General features: G+C 70.3%; 25 protein-coding genes. All 25 read left to right on the plus strand.

The window, feature by feature from the left end; genetic code table 11:
* Window positions 1-15: 15 nt before the first annotated feature.
* On the plus strand, window positions 16-489 hold the full coding sequence (locus ACWDZ4_RS20115) for a hypothetical protein (protein WP_451509750.1): 474 nt from the start codon (window positions 16-18) through the stop codon (window positions 487-489).
* A 62-nt stretch (window positions 490-551) separates the two neighbouring features.
* Window positions 552-743 (plus strand): hypothetical protein, encoded by a 192-nt coding sequence (locus ACWDZ4_RS20120; RefSeq protein WP_451509751.1) that lies wholly within the window; start codon window positions 552-554, stop codon window positions 741-743.
* Between the two features lie 85 nt (window positions 744-828).
* Window positions 829-1254, plus strand: coding sequence for a hypothetical protein (locus ACWDZ4_RS20125; RefSeq protein WP_451509752.1), 426 nt, complete (start codon window positions 829-831; stop codon window positions 1252-1254).
* A gap of 87 nt (window positions 1255-1341) precedes the next feature.
* Window positions 1342-1782 carry a hypothetical protein gene (locus tag ACWDZ4_RS20130; protein WP_451509753.1) on the plus strand — a complete coding sequence of 147 codons (441 nt, stop codon included), beginning with the start codon at window positions 1342-1344 and terminating at the stop codon, window positions 1780-1782.
* A 69-nt stretch (window positions 1783-1851) separates the two neighbouring features.
* Window positions 1852-2112 (plus strand): hypothetical protein, encoded by a 261-nt coding sequence (locus ACWDZ4_RS20135; RefSeq protein WP_451509754.1) that lies wholly within the window; start codon window positions 1852-1854, stop codon window positions 2110-2112.
* Window positions 2109-2744 carry a hypothetical protein gene (locus ACWDZ4_RS20140; RefSeq protein WP_451509755.1) on the plus strand — a complete coding sequence of 212 codons (636 nt, stop codon included), beginning with the start codon at window positions 2109-2111 and terminating at the stop codon, window positions 2742-2744. The genes ACWDZ4_RS20135 and ACWDZ4_RS20140 overlap by 4 nt, the downstream gene beginning before the upstream one ends.
* A 139-nt stretch (window positions 2745-2883) precedes the next feature.
* Window positions 2884-3972, plus strand: coding sequence for a hypothetical protein (locus ACWDZ4_RS20145; protein ID WP_451509756.1), 1089 nt, complete (start codon window positions 2884-2886; stop codon window positions 3970-3972).
* Window positions 3973-4073: 101 nt separating this feature from the next.
* Window positions 4074-4514 carry a hypothetical protein gene (locus tag ACWDZ4_RS20150; RefSeq protein WP_451509757.1) on the plus strand — a complete coding sequence of 147 codons (441 nt, stop codon included), beginning with the start codon at window positions 4074-4076 and terminating at the stop codon, window positions 4512-4514.
* The gene (locus tag ACWDZ4_RS20155; protein ID WP_451509758.1) at window positions 4511-4729 is read left to right on the plus strand and encodes a hypothetical protein; all 219 of its coding nucleotides are present in this window, start codon (window positions 4511-4513) and stop codon (window positions 4727-4729) included. Before ACWDZ4_RS20150 ends, ACWDZ4_RS20155 begins: the two co-directional genes overlap by 4 nt.
* A gap of 82 nt (window positions 4730-4811) precedes the next feature.
* Complete coding sequence (locus ACWDZ4_RS20160; protein WP_451509759.1) at window positions 4812-5780, plus strand: hypothetical protein; 969 nt, start codon at window positions 4812-4814, stop codon at window positions 5778-5780.
* A 58-nt stretch (window positions 5781-5838) separates the two neighbouring features.
* Window positions 5839-6147: a hypothetical protein gene (locus ACWDZ4_RS20165; protein ID WP_451509760.1), complete on the plus strand. Its 309-nt coding sequence runs from the start codon at window positions 5839-5841 to the stop codon at window positions 6145-6147.
* 110 nt (window positions 6148-6257) lie between these two features.
* Window positions 6258-6887, plus strand: a complete 630-nt coding sequence (locus ACWDZ4_RS20170) for a hypothetical protein (protein WP_451509761.1) — start codon at window positions 6258-6260, stop codon at window positions 6885-6887.
* Entirely contained in the window at window positions 6884-7168 is a 285-nt protein-coding gene (locus ACWDZ4_RS20175) for a hypothetical protein (RefSeq protein WP_451509762.1), read from the plus strand. The genes ACWDZ4_RS20170 and ACWDZ4_RS20175 overlap by 4 nt, the downstream gene beginning before the upstream one ends.
* 119 nt (window positions 7169-7287) lie before the next feature.
* A complete protein-coding gene (locus tag ACWDZ4_RS20180) occupies window positions 7288-7707 on the plus strand; it encodes a hypothetical protein (protein WP_451509763.1) in 420 nt (139 codons plus the stop codon).
* Window positions 7708-8038: 331 nt separating this feature from the next.
* Entirely contained in the window at window positions 8039-8485 is a 447-nt protein-coding gene (locus tag ACWDZ4_RS20185) for a DUF4262 domain-containing protein (RefSeq protein WP_451509764.1), read from the plus strand.
* 554 nt (window positions 8486-9039) lie between these two features.
* The gene (locus tag ACWDZ4_RS20190) at window positions 9040-9411 is read left to right on the plus strand and encodes a hypothetical protein (protein WP_451509765.1); all 372 of its coding nucleotides are present in this window, start codon (window positions 9040-9042) and stop codon (window positions 9409-9411) included.
* Between the two features lie 27 nt (window positions 9412-9438).
* Window positions 9439-10419, plus strand: coding sequence for a hypothetical protein (locus ACWDZ4_RS20195; RefSeq protein WP_451509766.1), 981 nt, complete (start codon window positions 9439-9441; stop codon window positions 10417-10419).
* A 204-nt stretch (window positions 10420-10623) separates the two neighbouring features.
* Window positions 10624-11139, plus strand: a complete 516-nt coding sequence (locus ACWDZ4_RS20200; protein ID WP_451509767.1) for a hypothetical protein — start codon at window positions 10624-10626, stop codon at window positions 11137-11139.
* Window positions 11140-11510: 371 nt separating this feature from the next.
* A complete protein-coding gene (locus ACWDZ4_RS20205) occupies window positions 11511-12002 on the plus strand; it encodes a hypothetical protein (protein ID WP_451509768.1) in 492 nt (163 codons plus the stop codon).
* 57 nt (window positions 12003-12059) lie between these two features.
* Window positions 12060-12560, plus strand: a complete 501-nt coding sequence (locus ACWDZ4_RS20210; protein ID WP_451509769.1) for a hypothetical protein — start codon at window positions 12060-12062, stop codon at window positions 12558-12560.
* Between the two features lie 120 nt (window positions 12561-12680).
* Window positions 12681-13106 carry an HNH endonuclease gene (locus ACWDZ4_RS20215; RefSeq protein ID WP_451509770.1) on the plus strand — a complete coding sequence of 142 codons (426 nt, stop codon included), beginning with the start codon at window positions 12681-12683 and terminating at the stop codon, window positions 13104-13106.
* Window positions 13103-13546 carry a hypothetical protein gene (locus ACWDZ4_RS20220; RefSeq protein WP_451509771.1) on the plus strand — a complete coding sequence of 148 codons (444 nt, stop codon included), beginning with the start codon at window positions 13103-13105 and terminating at the stop codon, window positions 13544-13546. The genes ACWDZ4_RS20215 and ACWDZ4_RS20220 overlap by 4 nt, the downstream gene beginning before the upstream one ends.
* Window positions 13543-13710 carry a hypothetical protein gene (locus ACWDZ4_RS20225; RefSeq protein ID WP_451509772.1) on the plus strand — a complete coding sequence of 56 codons (168 nt, stop codon included), beginning with the start codon at window positions 13543-13545 and terminating at the stop codon, window positions 13708-13710. The genes ACWDZ4_RS20220 and ACWDZ4_RS20225 overlap by 4 nt, the downstream gene beginning before the upstream one ends.
* Window positions 13711-13765: 55 nt before the next feature.
* Window positions 13766-14794, plus strand: coding sequence for a hypothetical protein (locus ACWDZ4_RS20230; protein ID WP_451509773.1), 1029 nt, complete (start codon window positions 13766-13768; stop codon window positions 14792-14794).
* 247 nt (window positions 14795-15041) lie between these two features.
* Complete coding sequence (locus ACWDZ4_RS20235) at window positions 15042-15401, plus strand: hypothetical protein (RefSeq protein WP_451509774.1); 360 nt, start codon at window positions 15042-15044, stop codon at window positions 15399-15401.

The raw sequence follows: 15401 nt of genomic DNA on the forward strand, positions 1-15401 counted from the left end.
CCGAAAGGACACCCCATGCGCCTGCTTGCTGACACCCGCCACATGCCGCTGGAGACCGCCGCCGCCGTCTACGAGGCGGACGGCGCCGACCACGACTTCATGCGGGCCACGTCCACCGGGGCGGGCCTGCCGCTGGACCGAACCAACCCGACGTACGCCTACCGGGACGCGGCGGAGACGCTGATGCAGACCGGCTTCACCGCGCTGAACACGGCCGAGGACCTGAAGCAGACGCTCACGGCCGCGACGGACCGCGTACGGCGCACGGCGCTCTCCACCATCCCCCAGGCCGCTCTCGACTTTCTCGCCGCCATCTACGTGGCGCTCACCGCCTCGAACTGGAGCTTGGCAGAGCCCGTTCCCCTGCACCTGATTCACGCCCTGGAAGACACCTGCGAGTTGTACGGGGTCATCACTGGCGACGACCGCACGACGTGCGTGCACGCCCGCCGCGCCGCCGACTGCGCCACTCCCGGCTGCTGCGCCTGATCGCCCGCCGGCCCGGGGTGCGGCACCGGCCGCGCCCTCTCCCCCCGAACGGAGAACCGCCCATGATCCGCCGTGCCTGGCCGCGCGTCCGCGCCGTCGCGACCGCGCTGCTGCTCCTCACCCTGCTGATCCTCGCCGCGCTCGCCATGGGCGCCGCTCTGGACGACGCGGCCCCCGCCACCCCCCACCGCAGCACCGTGATGACCGTGGGCAACAGCGGATGCGCCGATCTCCCCGGTGACGAACACCGCTGACCTGTCCCCGCCCAGCCCGGGGCGCGGCACCCCCGCAGCACCCCGGGCCCCACATTCCGCTCCGATCAATCCCGAGGGCATCCCCATGCGATACCTGATTACCAATGACTCCCGCCGCACCCTGGCCACCCTCGACGTGCCCGCCGGGAGCGGCGAGTCACCACTGAACATCGCCATCGAACGCGCCGACGAGCCGGACCTGATGTACGCCTCCGCCGACCTGTACGCGAACGGCACCGTGCACGTCGGGCACTGGCCGGAGGGTGAGGAGTGGGAGCCCGTGTTGCGCACGACCGGGGTGCTGAACCCATACGGCGTCGGGGCCCCGGCGCTCCCGGGCCCGGAGACGTTCACCACCGCGCAGATCACGCAGGCCTTTACCGCCGCGCGGGAACGCGCCACGGACTCCACCTTCGACGCCGGTGCCCTGGACGCGCTTGTCCGGGCCACGCTCGCGCTTCTGGTCAACTCCGCGTCGAACTCCCCGTTTCCCGACGACGCCGACGAGTGATCGCCCGCCCGGCCCCGGCGCGCCCCGGGGCCGGGCCGTAAGCCCCGCTTCCTGGCACCCTGCCAACCTTCCCGAGAGGAACGAACCATGACCGCGACCGCCCACGTCCCCACGCACTTCGACATAGACCCCGTACGCACACCGCTGATGGCGCGCCGCCGCCCGGCGAACATCTACTTCCGCCCCCTGCCGCCTGGCGCGTTCGAGTACGCCGCCCGGCCGATGCTCGCCCGCGACGTGCGCGCCGGTGACCTGGTCCTCGCGTCATTCTCTTCGTTCCCTACGCCCGGCCGCATGACCCGGGGCGCGACCTGGGTCATGGCCCCGTACGTGGCCGACCCGTCCCCGTCGAATCCGGCGTGTGGATGCGAGACGTGCGGCAACGTCCGCGACATCTGCGGTCCGGCCTCCACCGTTGGCTGTGTGGTGATGGCGCGCGACGAGAGTGGCAGGTGCGATGTGTGGGACGCCGATGACGCCGTGCTCGTCATCCCCGCATCGTCACTGCTGCTGCCTGTCTCCCCGTAGCCCGTCGCCCTGTGCCCGCGCCCCGGGTCTCCAGCCGGCCCGGGGCGCGGCCCCGAAAGGAACGCCTTCATGCCTCGTTTGACCCGCAGACAGAAGACGCAGCTTGCTGACATCGACCACTTCTTGCGGAAGATCCTCACGGACCTGTCCGACGACCGGACCGTCGTGACCATGCGGTCGCGCGGCACCACCACGCGGGAGTTCTACAACAGTCACACCGGTGAGTGGTTGGCGCCCGTCCGTCCGTCGTCGCTCGCCTACGTTGACCACGCGCTGAGACGCGTCAGTTCGATGCTGCGTGATGCCGCGCCGAAGGAGCCGGGCCAGTGACCGCCGCGACTCCGGTGCTTGCCGCTCCGCACGTGATTTCTCGCCCGCTCGACGCCGCCGCCACGGCGTACGCCCTGTCTAATGCGGACCGCCGGGCCGCTGCGGTGCCCGTGTCCGGCGCCCTGGTGCGCTCCCTGCTCGCGTCCGCGCTCCGCTGCGGCGGTGCCGCCGCCCTGGAGCCTGACACCGGCACTGTGACCCTGTCGTGGCCGCAGACCGGCGGCATGGTCCCCGGGGTGCTTGGCCCCGTGTTCCGTGCCGTGCCGTGCGAGCGGCCCGCCCGGACGCCGTGCTGCGCCCGTTGCGGGCACTGGCAGGGGGAGCACGATCATCCGGCCGTGCCGACCGCGTGCACTCGGTACCGGCTGAGCATCGGGCCGGCCCGCTTCAAGGTGCCCGAGCGCGAGGAGGTGACGTATTCGTGGGTGCGCCGGGTGGGGCGCACCCGGGTTGTGTTCGAGGTCAGGGAGCCGTCCGAGGTGTTCCCCGGGGGAACGCTCGTCGTGCACCGTTTCCCGGCGCCTGGTGACGGGCCGTACGGCTACAGCGCTCACTTCTGGGCGATTCCCCTGGAGCGCCGTGCCGGCGTGCTGAAGCGGGCCCGTGGCCGCGTTCACCCTCAGCCCTGCTAGCCCGCTGTCTGTGGTGGGGGACTCACGTTGCGGTGGGTCCCCCTACCGATGGGCTTAGATGTGGTGTACAGTTTTCCTTGTTGGACGGCGCGAGCGAGCCGGACAACAACCGCTCCGAATCAACCTAAAGGGGACAACTGTGTCCGCGTACATCAACGAGATCATCAAGGACCTCAACAAGAACGCCCGCGCCGCGATCCTGGCCACCGCCGCCGCCAAGGACGGCCGTGTCCCGTACACCGTCCACGACCGCACCATTGACGCCCTGCACCGCCGGAAGCTCATCCGTGAGGTGACCAACCGCAATGGCGGCTTCAACTGGTGCATCCTCACCACCATCGGCAAGCGCGTCGCCGCCGAGCTGAAGCAGCGTGCCGAGGCCCGGCAGTCGGCCCAGGGCACCGCCCCCGCCCGTAAGGCGCCCAAGGAACTGACCCCGGCGGAGCGCACGTTGCAGTACGCGGACGCCACACAGCTCTTCGCCGCACTGCACCCCGCCGCCTACCGGGTCGTGGACGCCTACCAGCGCAACGCTCTGAACACCGTGGTGGAGGGCGGCCCCCGCTTCTCCCCCGCCGACATTTGGAACCAGATCGGCGCGCAGCCTGGTGTCTACCTCAACGACGGCTGGGAGACCGACCCCGACGAGTGGGCCACCCCAGAGGGCTTCAACAAGGTGTGGGCGCACCTTGATCAGCTCGCCACCGCCGGGAAACTCACCATGTCCCGCCGGACCGAGCTGGTCACCGAAGCCCGTGACCTGTTGCACCGCGAATCCCACCGGACGCCGCCCGTCGTGCTGGAGAAGAACCCCGGCAAATGGCAGGTGCTCTTCGACACAAAGTCCCCGTTCACCGGGGAGCGCTGGGCCGACTTCCCCGTCGTCTCCGTGCAGCGCTCCGCCCAGCTCCGCGCCGGGCACGACTGGGACGAGGTGGACCGCCGCCTTGATGGGGCCGGACTGTCCCGGTACGGCTTCGCCGACGCCGTGAGCGCCGGGCACGCTCTGAGCCGGGCCCGCAAGCACTGGGAGACCCACGGCCCGCACGCCGCCTGGTACCGGTTCCTTGCCGACGAGGCGCCCGCCTTCGAGACCCTGCGCGAGATGCACGGCCTGACGCTGGAACAGGAGCGCGAGGCGTACGCGTACGCCCAGCGGGCCACAGCCGGCCAGGGGCCCGAGAAGCGCTTCAGCATCCTCCAGGCCATCGCGGGCAGCGACGCCTGACGGCCCCTCCCGGGCGGGAGCGCGCGACGTAAGCCGCTCCCGCCCGGCACCCTCCCGTCCGCAACGCACAGCGCCACGCAACGCCCCTGAACGGAGCTCCCGTGTCTTCCACCGCCACCGTCGCCGCGCCCGCCGTCATCGAGCTGACGGACACCAGCGACCTGCACAAGCACCCCGCCGTCAAGGAGATGGCCCGCGACCTGTTCCGCGCCTCGCCCCAGATGCTCGTCACCCTCACGGCCCTCGACGGCTCGCCGACCGCCCGGTTCATGCACCTGGCCAACGACCGCTTCCGGGAGATCAGCGGCGAGTCGTCCGGCCCGTTCCTCGGCAGCGTGGCCCGCGCCGTGACGACCCGCTTGGACGAGATGCGCGCCGTGTTCGCCCGGACCGAGGTCACGGAGGCGGAGGCCGCCGACCTGGAGGCCCGGCAGGCGATACGGGACATGTGGACGTACGGCTCCCCTCGCTGCACCCTCACGAAGTACGCCGAGAAGGCCGGGGACCACGCGGACCGGCTTGCGGCCGGAGCCACGGAGTGAACGCGCCCGGTGCGCAAGCGGCGCTCGCCACGTACGTGGCCGCGTGTGGGCCCGCTGAGGCGGAAGAGCCCAAGGCGTGGCAGGCCAGTGACCTCGTGACGGACGTGTTGCTGCTGTTCGCGCCCGACGACGCCGAGCAGATCCTTCACCGCGCCGAGCGGGACTACGCCGCCGAGCAGCCCGACGTGACCCCGGTCTACCCGGCCGCCGACTGACCCCCTTCCTTCCCCGCCCCGGGCCGACGCCCCGCAGCCGGCCCGGGGCGCGGCCCCCAAAGCACACACCACAAGGACACCTGTGACCAGCACTGTTGCACTTCCCGCCCCCGCCGTTGTCGACCTGCTTCGCGGCTACTGGGAGTTGGCCGACGGCCAGCGGAAGACCCTCAACCAGTACCGCGACGCCGACGGGGACGTGAAGGACGGCGCCCTCACCGACTACGACGACAGCCGCACCACGACCGCGATCGAGGCGTCGGACTTCCTCGACGGGGCCATGGAACGGCTCGCCGCCCTGGTGCCGCTCCCCGACGGCATCACCGTGACCGTGCCGGGCCAGTGGCACAAGCGGTTCACCGTCACCACCGGCCGTCTGGACGACGCCGCGCGGAAGGCGTTCACCAACGGCCAGTGCCAGGCCATGGCCCGCGCCCTGGCCGACGCGACCGGATGGCCCATGGCCGTGTTGGTCGAGCCGGAGTGCAAATTCGACCCCGACCAGTGCGGCTACGGCTCCGTCGTGGAAGACGTGTGCGCCTGCCAACTGGTCCACCTGGTCGTGGTCCGGCCGGACGGCGCCCTCATCGACATCGACGGCGCGCACGCCCCTGGGGCCGTGCCGGGCGCGAAAGGGCTCGTAGCCGTGGAGGCCGACGAAGCGCTGTGGAGGTTCGTCAGCAGCTCCCCGCACTGGCGGCGCCCCGCGCTCGCGGTCGCCCGAACCTTCGTCGCGCCTCTCCTCGCCTACCTCAAGTTGCTCCAGCCCAATGAGCTGGAGACCGCTCTCCGCGATGCCGTACGGGAGTGGTTCGCGGACAACGACCGGCCCGCGCCGGAGACCGTGACCTTCCGCGCCGAACGCCGAGACGGAAGCTGGAGGTTCGACCTGGAGCCGGACCACGCGACCGCCCGCTACCCGGACGGCTCGGCCGTCGAGTTCATCGACGGGTTCGAGGACCCGGCCATCACCGATGCGCTCGCAGAACTCAACGAGACGCGGTCCGCAGCCGAGACCGGCTTGACGGTCCTCCTGCGCCCGACTGCCTGATGCCCACCCTGCCGCCCGGCCCGCGCGCCGGGCGGCCTTCCCACCAGGAGCAGCACCCATGACCGTCTACCCGCCCGCGCCCAGCACCGAGTACCCGTACGCGGTCTCCGACATCGCCCACCAAGCCGCCGAGCTCCTCGGCCCCGACTGGACCTCGATGCCCCAGCGCTGGGGCACCCGGGGACATGTCACCAGCCCCGCCGGTGAGCTGGTGGTGCTCGGTGTCGACCACGAAGAGGACCTGTACGTGCTCGGCCCCACGTCCCTGGAGCCCGTCTACCTCGAAGACGAGATGCCGCCGCGCTCCCTCAACGCCCTGGAGGCCCTGGCCGCAGTCGTCGCGAAGGTCATCCGCGACATCGCCTGACCCGCCGCCGGCGGCGCGGCCGAGCTGCACCCCCGAGCTTCACCGACTCCCCGACTGACACCGCGCGGGCCGTGCACAGAGCCCGGCCCGCGCCCCCTGGAAGGACCCTCGTGAACCTGTACCCCGGCGGCCCCATCGAGGTTGGCGTGAGCCGCGCCCCCGCCCCGGCTGCCCCTGAGCCGGCCACCGCGCCTCGACTCGACCCGTCCGCCATCACCGTGACCAAGATCGAGCCGGGCAGCATGGTCACCCTCGCCAACGGCGCCACCATCAGCGCGCCCCCGCTGCCCCGCCTGGACGCCGCGTTCTTCGCCGACAAGGAGCGCGTGCTGGCGATGGTCGCGCACTGGAGTCGGGACGAGCTGTACACCCTGGGCAAAGTGCTCATGGGCGAGGGCGACCACCGCATTGAAGGGGAGCTGCTTGACGTGCTGCGTGATTGGTGCCAAGACAGCACGCATCCTGTCACGCACGTCGAATTCGTCACTGACCTGAACTACCCGGAGCAGGTGTATTGGAGCGACCGCACGGTCTACGTCCACATCAAAGAGCGCGACAAGCCGGTGCGGGTCGACTTCAGGTATTTCGAGGACGAATCGGAGCAGGCTGCTTGGGATAAGCGGTTCCGTGGGCTGCTGACCAACTATGCCCGCGCTGTTCCCCCGTCCCAAGGTGACCACCTGGTCGTGGACCTGACCACCGGCGAGTTCGAGCGGTCCGGCAAGTGGTCGCTGACGTGAGCGAGAAGAGCGTGTGTGGTGTGCCCGGCCGCGACGAGGACGCCGGCGTTGATGTGACGTGCGACCGGACGCCGCACGGGGCCGAGGAGCAGCACCACGCCGCGTACTTCGGCCCGTTCCTGAAGCGATGCGAGCTGGAGTGGTCCGACCCTGAGCCGGCGACTGTTCTGCGGCTCTTGGCCGAGCACGTTGCCGAGGACGGCGACACCGAAGCGCTCCTGGTGCGCCTGAAGCGCGCCGGTTACACCCTGCCCGAGCTCACCGAAGGAACGCCCGAATGAACCTGGGCAGCGCCACCGACTGATCAGTCCCCTGCTCCCCGCTGCGCCCCGGCGGCGGGGTGTAACGGATTCGCCCCCTCACTCCGTCTACGCGACGGCAGCCGATCGGAGAGGACTCCATGAGCGACAGCACGGGCAGCACCAGTAACCCCCAGCCGGACGCAGCCGCCCTTGAGAGGGAAGTACGGGCGTTGCGCGCCGAGGTGGCCCGGCTGCGCGCCGGGGAGGAGCCCGTATCACCGCACGCCGCCCTGGAGACCGGGGGGCATCTGCTGTGGGTGCTGGGCCACACGGCCGCCGAGATACGCCAGAAACTGGCGGCCGGTGTGGTGCACATGATGGGCACCGCCGACCGCTGCCACATGGAGCAGCACGTGTTCCGGATCTCCGAGTACAAGCACCAGGCCGAGACGTACCGGAGGGCCATGGAGCACGCGCGGGAGGAAGCGGCCCGCCTGGAGCGGGTGAGTGGCGCGGAAGGGCGGGCAGTGGCCCTTTCGATGGCCTACGCGCTGCTGCCCGAGGCGACCGGGCGGTGAGCGCGACCCGCGTCTTCCACTACGCCCACGCCCCGGTCCGGGTGCGGGCGCGGGGCGGTGAGCCGGTGTGGTTCGTCCGGGACGTGGCCGCCGCTCTCGGTGTCCGTGTCCCCGATGGGCTGCCGCTCCCCGCCAGCTCGAACAGCCTGCCGGGGATCGCGACGGCCGAACAGGTGTGGACGCTACTGCGCGCGGCCGGCTGTGGTGCGCCTGACACGTTCCGGGCCTGGATGACGGGGGTGTCCACGCAGTTGTTGACACGGCCCGTTGCCCAGCCGGCCCGAGGGCCGCGCCCCTGCCCTGCCGTCCCCGTTCGAAGGACCCGCGCCGTATGACCCTCTTCGACTTCAACAACCAGCCCGTAGAGGAGCCGGTCATCCCGCTGCTCCCCGAGCACACCATCCGCTGGATCTTCGACCCCGAAAGCACCGAGCCGCCGTTCGCGTACACCGTGGGCCTGGCTGCCCGGCCCGGCCGCGCGTACGAGCTGGCCACTGTGGGCCTGTCCGGCGAGCTCGCTCACGTGATCATCACCTGTGTCGCCGAACAGCTCGTGAACGACGGGCTCGACCCGGCCGAGGGTCTGGAGCTCGACGAGGTGCTGCACGGTTACCTCGTTCGCCTGCGCCGTGTCACGGATACGGCCAAGTGCACGGGCGCCCGGGAGCTGTACGGGCCGCAGGTGACCGTCTGGCAGGTCCTCATCCCCGACAAGTGGGGGCACCTCCCCGGCGATCCGCACTATACGGAGGCCGCCTACGCACAGCCGTTCATGTAGCAGCGCACTCTTCGATCAGCCCATCTCGAAAGGCCCCCGTGAACTCCTACCATTCTTCCCGCACCCGCGTGCTGGCCGCCCTCGCAGTGGCCGCCGTCGCGCTCGCTTCCATCACGATGCTCGTGGTCGTGCTCGTGGTTACCGCCGACAAGACGGTGCCGCCGACGTGCCCCACCTCCCGCAGTGGGTCAGTCGACATCGTGCCGGGCGGGCCCCGGCCGTGCCTACTTCACGGCCGCTCAACGGCTGTTGAACTGGGGTCTGACGCCGCCCCGGACCTGGATCGCCGGAAGTCGAGCGATCCGGCGAAGGGGAAGGGCTCGGGCAGTACCGTCAAGCAGCCGCCCATACCCAAGACGCCGGATCGGCCGAAGAATCCGGCCGCTCCGCCCGCGCTGAAGAACCCTCCGGCCCCGGCCCCGGCACCGGCGAGGGTCGCACCGCCCATGAAGGCTGGTCGCCGCTGACCCGCCCAGGTACATTCCGCGCCCCGGACGGCCCTGCGCCGCCCGGGGCGCGCCGCGTTGTCAGACTCCGGTGCGACAGTGGCAGGCATGGCCATCGAAACCGCCCCAGCGGCCCCTGCGGCTGATCCGGTAGTCGGCCTGCGCCTGTCCGTGCGGGACATCCTCAGCGAGCGGGCCGGCGCCCTGCGCCGCGCACTTCCCTCGCGCCCTGACACCCCGGCAGGCCGCTACGCCTGGTGGCGTGCACTTTCCCCGGCCCAGCAGCGCCAGGCCGCGCTCCTGGACCGCCTGGACGCCCTGTGCGGGCACCTTGCCGGGCGGCCCGCCCTCGGGTACGCCGACGACGATCCGATCCCGGATGCCGCCCTGGAGGCCGCCGACGGGTTCACCAGCGAGCGCGCCGCCCGGCAGATCGCCAAGTACCGGGCTGCGCACCGCCAGGAGCAGCGGGCGACGTAAGGCGTGGCGCTCCCTAGGGTGCGCGCCATGACGACCAGCCACTTCACGCGATACGCCGCCGCCGCTGTCCAGACGCGCCGCAGCCACATCCTCCTCCCGACCCCGGTGCATACGGTGCTTGCCCACAGGCTGCTTCGCGAGCCGGCCGACGTACGCCGCGCCCAGCTCGCGAAGCTGCCGTACACCGACCTCGTCGCTGTCATGACCGCCGTCGCCGAAGAGCGCGGCGCCCCGTACGCCCTGTGGCACGACTCGCCGTCCGGGTTCGCCGAGGACGTTGTGGGGGTGAGCGTGTGGGAGAAGCGGCGCCAGGTCCTCGACGCGGTGGTCACCCACCGGCAGGTGGCCGCGCCCACGTGCTTCGGCGGCGCGAAGACGCAGACGGCGGCGCTCCTGGTCGCCTGGGCCGGTGCGGTCAGTGGATACGGGTACGAGATGCCGGTGGTCCTCTCCTCGCAGATGGAGGAGGTCGAGGCGGTGTGGTTTCACCTCCGCGCCTTCATCGACCGTGCTGGTCTGCCGGGGACCGTGGGGAATGCCACCGCGTGGCACCAGAAGGACGAGTTCGGCCACGAGCACAACGTCGCCTTCGGCGGAGTCCTGGCGCACGAGTTCGCGCTGAGCAGGATGCACAACCCGCTCGTCGTCGTGGTGGGGACCAGCCATATCGACGGCGACGCCGGCGCGCTGATCGAGACCGCCGCGAACGGGCCGCAGCGCCTGGTCGTGATCGGCACCCCCGCGCCCGAGCCCGGCACATGGTTCGAAGAGCTCTGCGGCCGGGCCGATGTCGCCACCGTGCGCACCGCGATCAGCGATCTGCCGTCGGCCACCGGCGAGCCCACCGCCGTGTGTAGGGACTGTGCCGACACCGTGCCCACCCACCACGAGGCCGCGCACTTCTCGGGCCCGCAGACGGCCGATCGTCTGGTTCGCCGCTACGGGGCCGGTCACCCCCGCGTGCAGGCCGCTGTGCACGCCCTGCACGCTCCCGCCCCCACACCTTGAGCCCGAACCGCTCACACTTTCACCCCGCCACGTACGGCGCGTGTCTCGGCCCCGTCATCGGGCCCAGCCCACCTAGTTGTGCAGCACCGTCCAGAAGCTGGGGTGTGACCCCTTGAGGGGCGGACGTTAGTGTCTGGCGCCGTTCAGCCGGCCCGAGGCGGCAGGCCGGGACACAAAGCGTGGGGCATGCCTATGTTCCGCGCCATGACGAACACCTCTTCGCCGCGCCGCGGCCGCCCGTCCCTGATCAGCCCCGCACTGATCGGGTCTCTCGTGCAGGCAGTCGAGGCCGGGCTGAACCGGACTGAGGCTGCCGAGTACGCCGGGATCTCTCACCGCTCCTTCGCCCGCTGGCTGACTCTGGGGCAGAAGGTGGTGGACTCGGGGGTGCACGCCAGCGACTTCGAGCGGCTGTGTGGTGTTCTGCGCACGCGCATCAGTTCCGTGGACGCAGCCCTGAAGCCGGCTGCGGAGCCCGATCAGGAGAGCACGCCGGGCCTCCTCTCTATCAGCGCGGCCGACAGCACGGTCGACGCCGAGCTGCTGCGTGAGAACTTCACGAAGGCCTGCCGCGACGGTGGGGCGGGTGGGGTGATGGTCTCCCCGCGTGCCGAGTGGACGTCTCTCCCAGCCATGACCATCGAGCAGAGGCGTAGCCGTCGGCTTCTCTCCAAGGTCCGTGCGCTGCTCCTCATCACCCCTCGAACCGGACGTCTCTGACCTGCTGTTTTTTATCCTCGTGCGCTGTGGCGCATGTGGGTTTCCTGATGCGCCACAGCGCACGAGGTAAAACCCACATGCGCCACAGCGCACGAGGCCTGATGCGCTGTGGCGCATGTGGTCTGATGCGTTGCAGCGCACGTAAACAAGAAGAACCCAACACAACCGAAAGAAGAAGAAGAACTCGCCTGTGGTGGACCTCCGTGGCCCGCTGCGGGCGCCGTCATGACCAGGTGGGTTCCTCGGCCGACAAGCGGCCTCACCGAGACGCAAGCATGAGCACACCGACACCTTGATCCGTTCACACCCGCTCCAGGCCGGACGGTCACACAGGCGGCACGCCCGGTACGGACGAACGGAGACCCATCGCCATGCAGCCCACCGTCATGAAGGCCCTCGAACAGTGGAAAGAAGCCTTCGACCAAACCCAGGAGTGCGCGGTCAACGCGCTGCGCCTGGCCCTGCCCGGTCTCGCCCCGACCAAGACGCCCACCTACTGCTGCCCCGTCACCCTCAACCTCGATGAGCCGAACGTCCTCGGGGAGGGGAAGATCTGCGTCGATGACGACACCCGGGCCACCATCGAACTCACCGACGTGCCCAACGAGGTCATCGCCGAAGCCGTTGACGCCGTCTTCGGGATCGCCTGGTTCGACGGAGCGGACGGCCCGTTGGAGGAAGCCGGGCCCGGTACGTACAACTACGACGACGAGAGCACCAACGCGGAGTACGAAGTGGTCCTGGGCGAGAACGACATCGGTTCAGTTCACGTCGCTTACGTCCCCGTCCCGTACGCCGTCGAGCTCCTCGACGCGATGACGACTGCCCGCCACCGCCAGGAGCAGCGGGCCGACGCCGGCTGACGATGACCGAAGGCGGGCCGCTCACCGGCGGCCCGCCCCGGCTGCCACACTTCACCCATGGACACCACACCCGAGCAAGCCCGCTTTCGGATAGCGGCGGGATGGACTGCTGGCCTGACGGGCATCGGCGCCATGACCGGCTTCCTCCTGGACGGCCCGGTCCTTGCGGCTGTCTGCGCAGTGGGGATGGGAGGCGGCAGCGCGCTGGGCACATTCCTGACCCGCCACCGGACCCTCAAGATCATTAAGAAGGGTCGCGAAAGGGCCGCCGAACTCGGCTACGCCGACGCGGTCGGGGACACGGTGGTGATCGGACTCAGCGCGTACGCATACTCCGTCTTCCCGCTCTCCGGCCCTGACAAAGTCGCCGCCGTCGAGCGCGAGGCACGCCGTCAGGCCGCCTACCAGCTCACGGCAACCGAGGGGCTCCCTCACCACGTCCGCGAGACCGCGGCCGCCGCTCTCGAAGCGATCGACGACGGGCGTGACCCTGTCGCGGCTCAGCGTGCCCTCAGGGAACTCATGCTCGCCGTCCACGAGCAGCGCCGCCGCTCGTGAGCGCAGCCGGCCCGGGACGGTAACCCGCTCCGGCGTGCATCTTCACGTCCTCGCTCCCGCCGCTTCCCTCGGCCGTCGCTCGACGGCCCAGCGCACGGGAGCAGGACGGAGAACTCTGCCGTGGCCTCTCGACGCCGCACGGGCCCCACGGACGCGGTCGGCCAGCTCGTGCACCACCGCGACGGCGCGCGCTGTGTCCGCTGCAACAGCGCGAACAGCCTGACCATCCACCACCGGGTCAACCGCGGCATGGGCGGGGCCCGGGAGGAGTGGATCAACCAGCCGCACAACCTGCTGCTCGTGTGCAGGACGTGCAACTCCTGGTTCGAGGACCACCCCCGCGAGTCCTACAGCTCCGGCTGGAAGGTCCGCCGCCCGATGCTCCCGGGCGAAATGCCCGTCACCTACCCCGGCGGCCGCCAGTACGTCCTCTACCCCGACGGCACCCGGGCCCCCATTCGCACCTCCGCTGAGCCGGACGCGGAGTCCGCCATCGACTTCGGCGGCAACACCATCCGCGTCTGGCACGTCGGCGGTGAGCGATGAAGGCCCGCGCCATTCCCCTGACGATGCGCTGGTACCTGCTGCTGTGGCGCGGCGGCTCTCGCCTCGCCGCTGGCCCCGTCCGCGTCTACGAGGAAGGCAACGCCCGAACGATCGGAGGCACCCTCAGCATCGCCGGCTTCACCACTGGTCTGGCGTACCTCGGCACCACTCCGCCCGGGACCACCGAAAACTGGTACCGGGACTTCGGCCGGTTCTCCATCGGCGGGTGGCGTACCTGCCGGAACGTGCCGCTCAGCACCGGGTGGGTCCTAGGAAATGACGAACGGGCGGGAGCGCTGATCACCGTGGCGTCCCGCACCTTCTACCTCCTCCGTATGTGGACCAGGGCCGACTACCGCGAGTACCGAGCAGAATGTGCCCTGCACGGCCGCGGGGCGCGCCCTCACAGCGGCCGCGAGCGCAAGAGGCGGAGCCGGTGACGAGCACTGCGCCCCGCACCATCCCGCCCCGGGGCCGGATCGATCCGGCCTGGCCGCCGCTGGACGACGAGTTGCTGCTGCTCGCGCTCCGTGATCTGGCGAGGGGCAACCCCATCCCACAGGAAGACGTGGTGTACAGTTCAAAGCGAAGGATGAACGGCTAGGGGAGGCCCCTGCCACCAGTGCCTCCGGGCACGCACCCGGAAACGGGATACCACCATGAGCAGCATCAACTACGACCAGCTCCGCGCCGACGCAGCAGCCGAGGTCGCCAACGAACTGGATGCGATCAAGGACCCCTTCGAGCGCCGCACTCGCACCGAGGAGATCCGCGACCAGGCGTACATGGAGATGAGCGTCCTCAAGCCCGAACGGGACCAGCTTGTTGCCGCCGTAGCCCTCTACGAGCCGCGGGCATTGCTCTATGAGGAATTCGGCATCAGCTACCTCTCCATGAAGCGAATCGCCAGCATCGCGCTCGGCACGCTGGAGAACCAGCTCATCGTGCCGGCCTGGCCGAAGGACCGAGCCAAGGCCGCACGAGACGCCGGGATTCCGTACACCCCAGGAGTCTCGGCGCGCGCTGCTGAGCTTGCCGCCAAGTACGAAGCCGCGGAAGCCCGACGGAACGCGGCCGTCACCCTCCTCGAACCCGCACAGGAAGCAGTACGCACCGCAGGCGGGCGCCGCGAAGTCGGTGCCATCGACCGCCCGGACTTCGAGAAGATCCGCGAAGAAGCAACCCGGGAAGTCAACGCTGAATTCGCCACCCTCGCCGCCGGCCCGGAAGAACGCCTGCGCCTGGCGGCCGAGACCGTGGACCAGGGCGAAGAAGAGATGGCGATTCTGAGGGCCGAGCGGGACAAGCACGCGAACAGCCTCGCCTTCTACACCACCGCCCGCGGCATTGACCTCTCCGCCGGCATCACCCGCCAGGGGCTTATCCGTGTTCAGCGACGCGCCCTGGGCCTTCCGCGCGACGGCAAGCTCCCGGCACGCCCCGAACAGCCCGCCGCAGCCCGCGCCGCCGGCGTGGAGTTCGTGAAGAACGCCGACAAGGAACTGCCGCAGATCGCCGCGGCGCACGAGGCAGCGAGAGCCCGGCACGCGGCGGCCGTCAAGATCCGCAACGCTGCCATCCAGGTGCTCCATGCCGAGCCGTACGGATGGGACGGGGAGCGCATCGCAGAGTTCATCGACCGTCACTTCATGATCGTCTACCGGGTACTGAAGAGCCCTGCGGAGTAGCGCGGAAATTTTCTTCGGCAGACCTGTAACGCCTGGGGGACTCACTCCGTCTATGGCGGTGAGGGCACAGTCCCTCACGAGGTAGGTCAGTCACACCCCCCGCCAGGGGCGGCCCCACCCCCCCGGGGCCGCCCCGCCTCACTCACCGGCCCCCCTTCCAATCACGCACCGCTCGAACCGCCGCTCCCTCGGTGACCGTTCGGAGACGTGAGTCCGGACGGGGGCCGCAGTCTTTCCCGGAGGTCGCATGCTCCTCACGACTGAACGGCCGACGATCCGCTACATCGGCGGCCGCCGTATGCAGTGCAAGGACATCCCCGACGACGCACTGTGCGAGGCCGTACGGAGCACCCCCGCCCGGCACCCCAGCCCCGACACAGTGCCTTGGCGGATGAGTTGGGACGTACAGGCCGCTCTCGAAGCCACGATGGGGCCCGTACCTGAGCGGCTGTTCCTCGCGAAGGTCAGGAAGCTGTTCGCCAAGGGCCTGTTGGGCGGCTGCGACTGCGGATGCAGAGGCGATTACCACCTGATCGAGGAATGCGACGGCAACCCGTACAAGTGCGGGTACTGCTACAGGTGGGCCGAGGGCACCCCGGGACGCTAA

The organism is Streptomyces sp. NPDC003016 (genome assembly GCF_053591455.1).

Bases quoted from the DNA above. Each gene is read 5' to 3' on its own strand.
- ACWDZ4_RS20115 (WP_451509750.1), top strand. From the start codon at position 16: ATGCGCCTGCTTGCTGACACCCGCCACATGCCGCTGGAGACCGCCGCC.
- ACWDZ4_RS20120 (WP_451509751.1), top strand. From the start codon at position 552: ATGATCCGCCGTGCCTGGCCGCGCGTCCGCGCCGTCGCGACCGCGCTG.
- ACWDZ4_RS20125 (WP_451509752.1), top strand. From the start codon at position 829: ATGCGATACCTGATTACCAATGACTCCCGCCGCACCCTGGCCACCCTC.
- ACWDZ4_RS20130 (WP_451509753.1), top strand. From the start codon at position 1,342: ATGACCGCGACCGCCCACGTCCCCACGCACTTCGACATAGACCCCGTA.
- ACWDZ4_RS20135 (WP_451509754.1), top strand. From the start codon at position 1,852: ATGCCTCGTTTGACCCGCAGACAGAAGACGCAGCTTGCTGACATCGAC.
- ACWDZ4_RS20165 (WP_451509760.1), top strand. From the start codon at position 5,839: ATGACCGTCTACCCGCCCGCGCCCAGCACCGAGTACCCGTACGCGGTC.
- ACWDZ4_RS20180 (WP_451509763.1), top strand. From the start codon at position 7,288: ATGAGCGACAGCACGGGCAGCACCAGTAACCCCCAGCCGGACGCAGCC.
- ACWDZ4_RS20185 (WP_451509764.1), top strand. From the start codon at position 8,039: ATGACCCTCTTCGACTTCAACAACCAGCCCGTAGAGGAGCCGGTCATC.
- ACWDZ4_RS20190 (WP_451509765.1), top strand. From the start codon at position 9,040: ATGGCCATCGAAACCGCCCCAGCGGCCCCTGCGGCTGATCCGGTAGTC.
- ACWDZ4_RS20195 (WP_451509766.1), top strand. From the start codon at position 9,439: ATGACGACCAGCCACTTCACGCGATACGCCGCCGCCGCTGTCCAGACG.
- ACWDZ4_RS20200 (WP_451509767.1), top strand. From the start codon at position 10,624: ATGACGAACACCTCTTCGCCGCGCCGCGGCCGCCCGTCCCTGATCAGC.
- ACWDZ4_RS20205 (WP_451509768.1), top strand. From the start codon at position 11,511: ATGCAGCCCACCGTCATGAAGGCCCTCGAACAGTGGAAAGAAGCCTTC.
- ACWDZ4_RS20210 (WP_451509769.1), top strand. From the start codon at position 12,060: ATGGACACCACACCCGAGCAAGCCCGCTTTCGGATAGCGGCGGGATGG.
- ACWDZ4_RS20220 (WP_451509771.1), top strand. From the start codon at position 13,103: ATGAAGGCCCGCGCCATTCCCCTGACGATGCGCTGGTACCTGCTGCTG.
- ACWDZ4_RS20230 (WP_451509773.1), top strand. From the start codon at position 13,766: ATGAGCAGCATCAACTACGACCAGCTCCGCGCCGACGCAGCAGCCGAG.
- ACWDZ4_RS20235 (WP_451509774.1), top strand. From the start codon at position 15,042: ATGCTCCTCACGACTGAACGGCCGACGATCCGCTACATCGGCGGCCGC.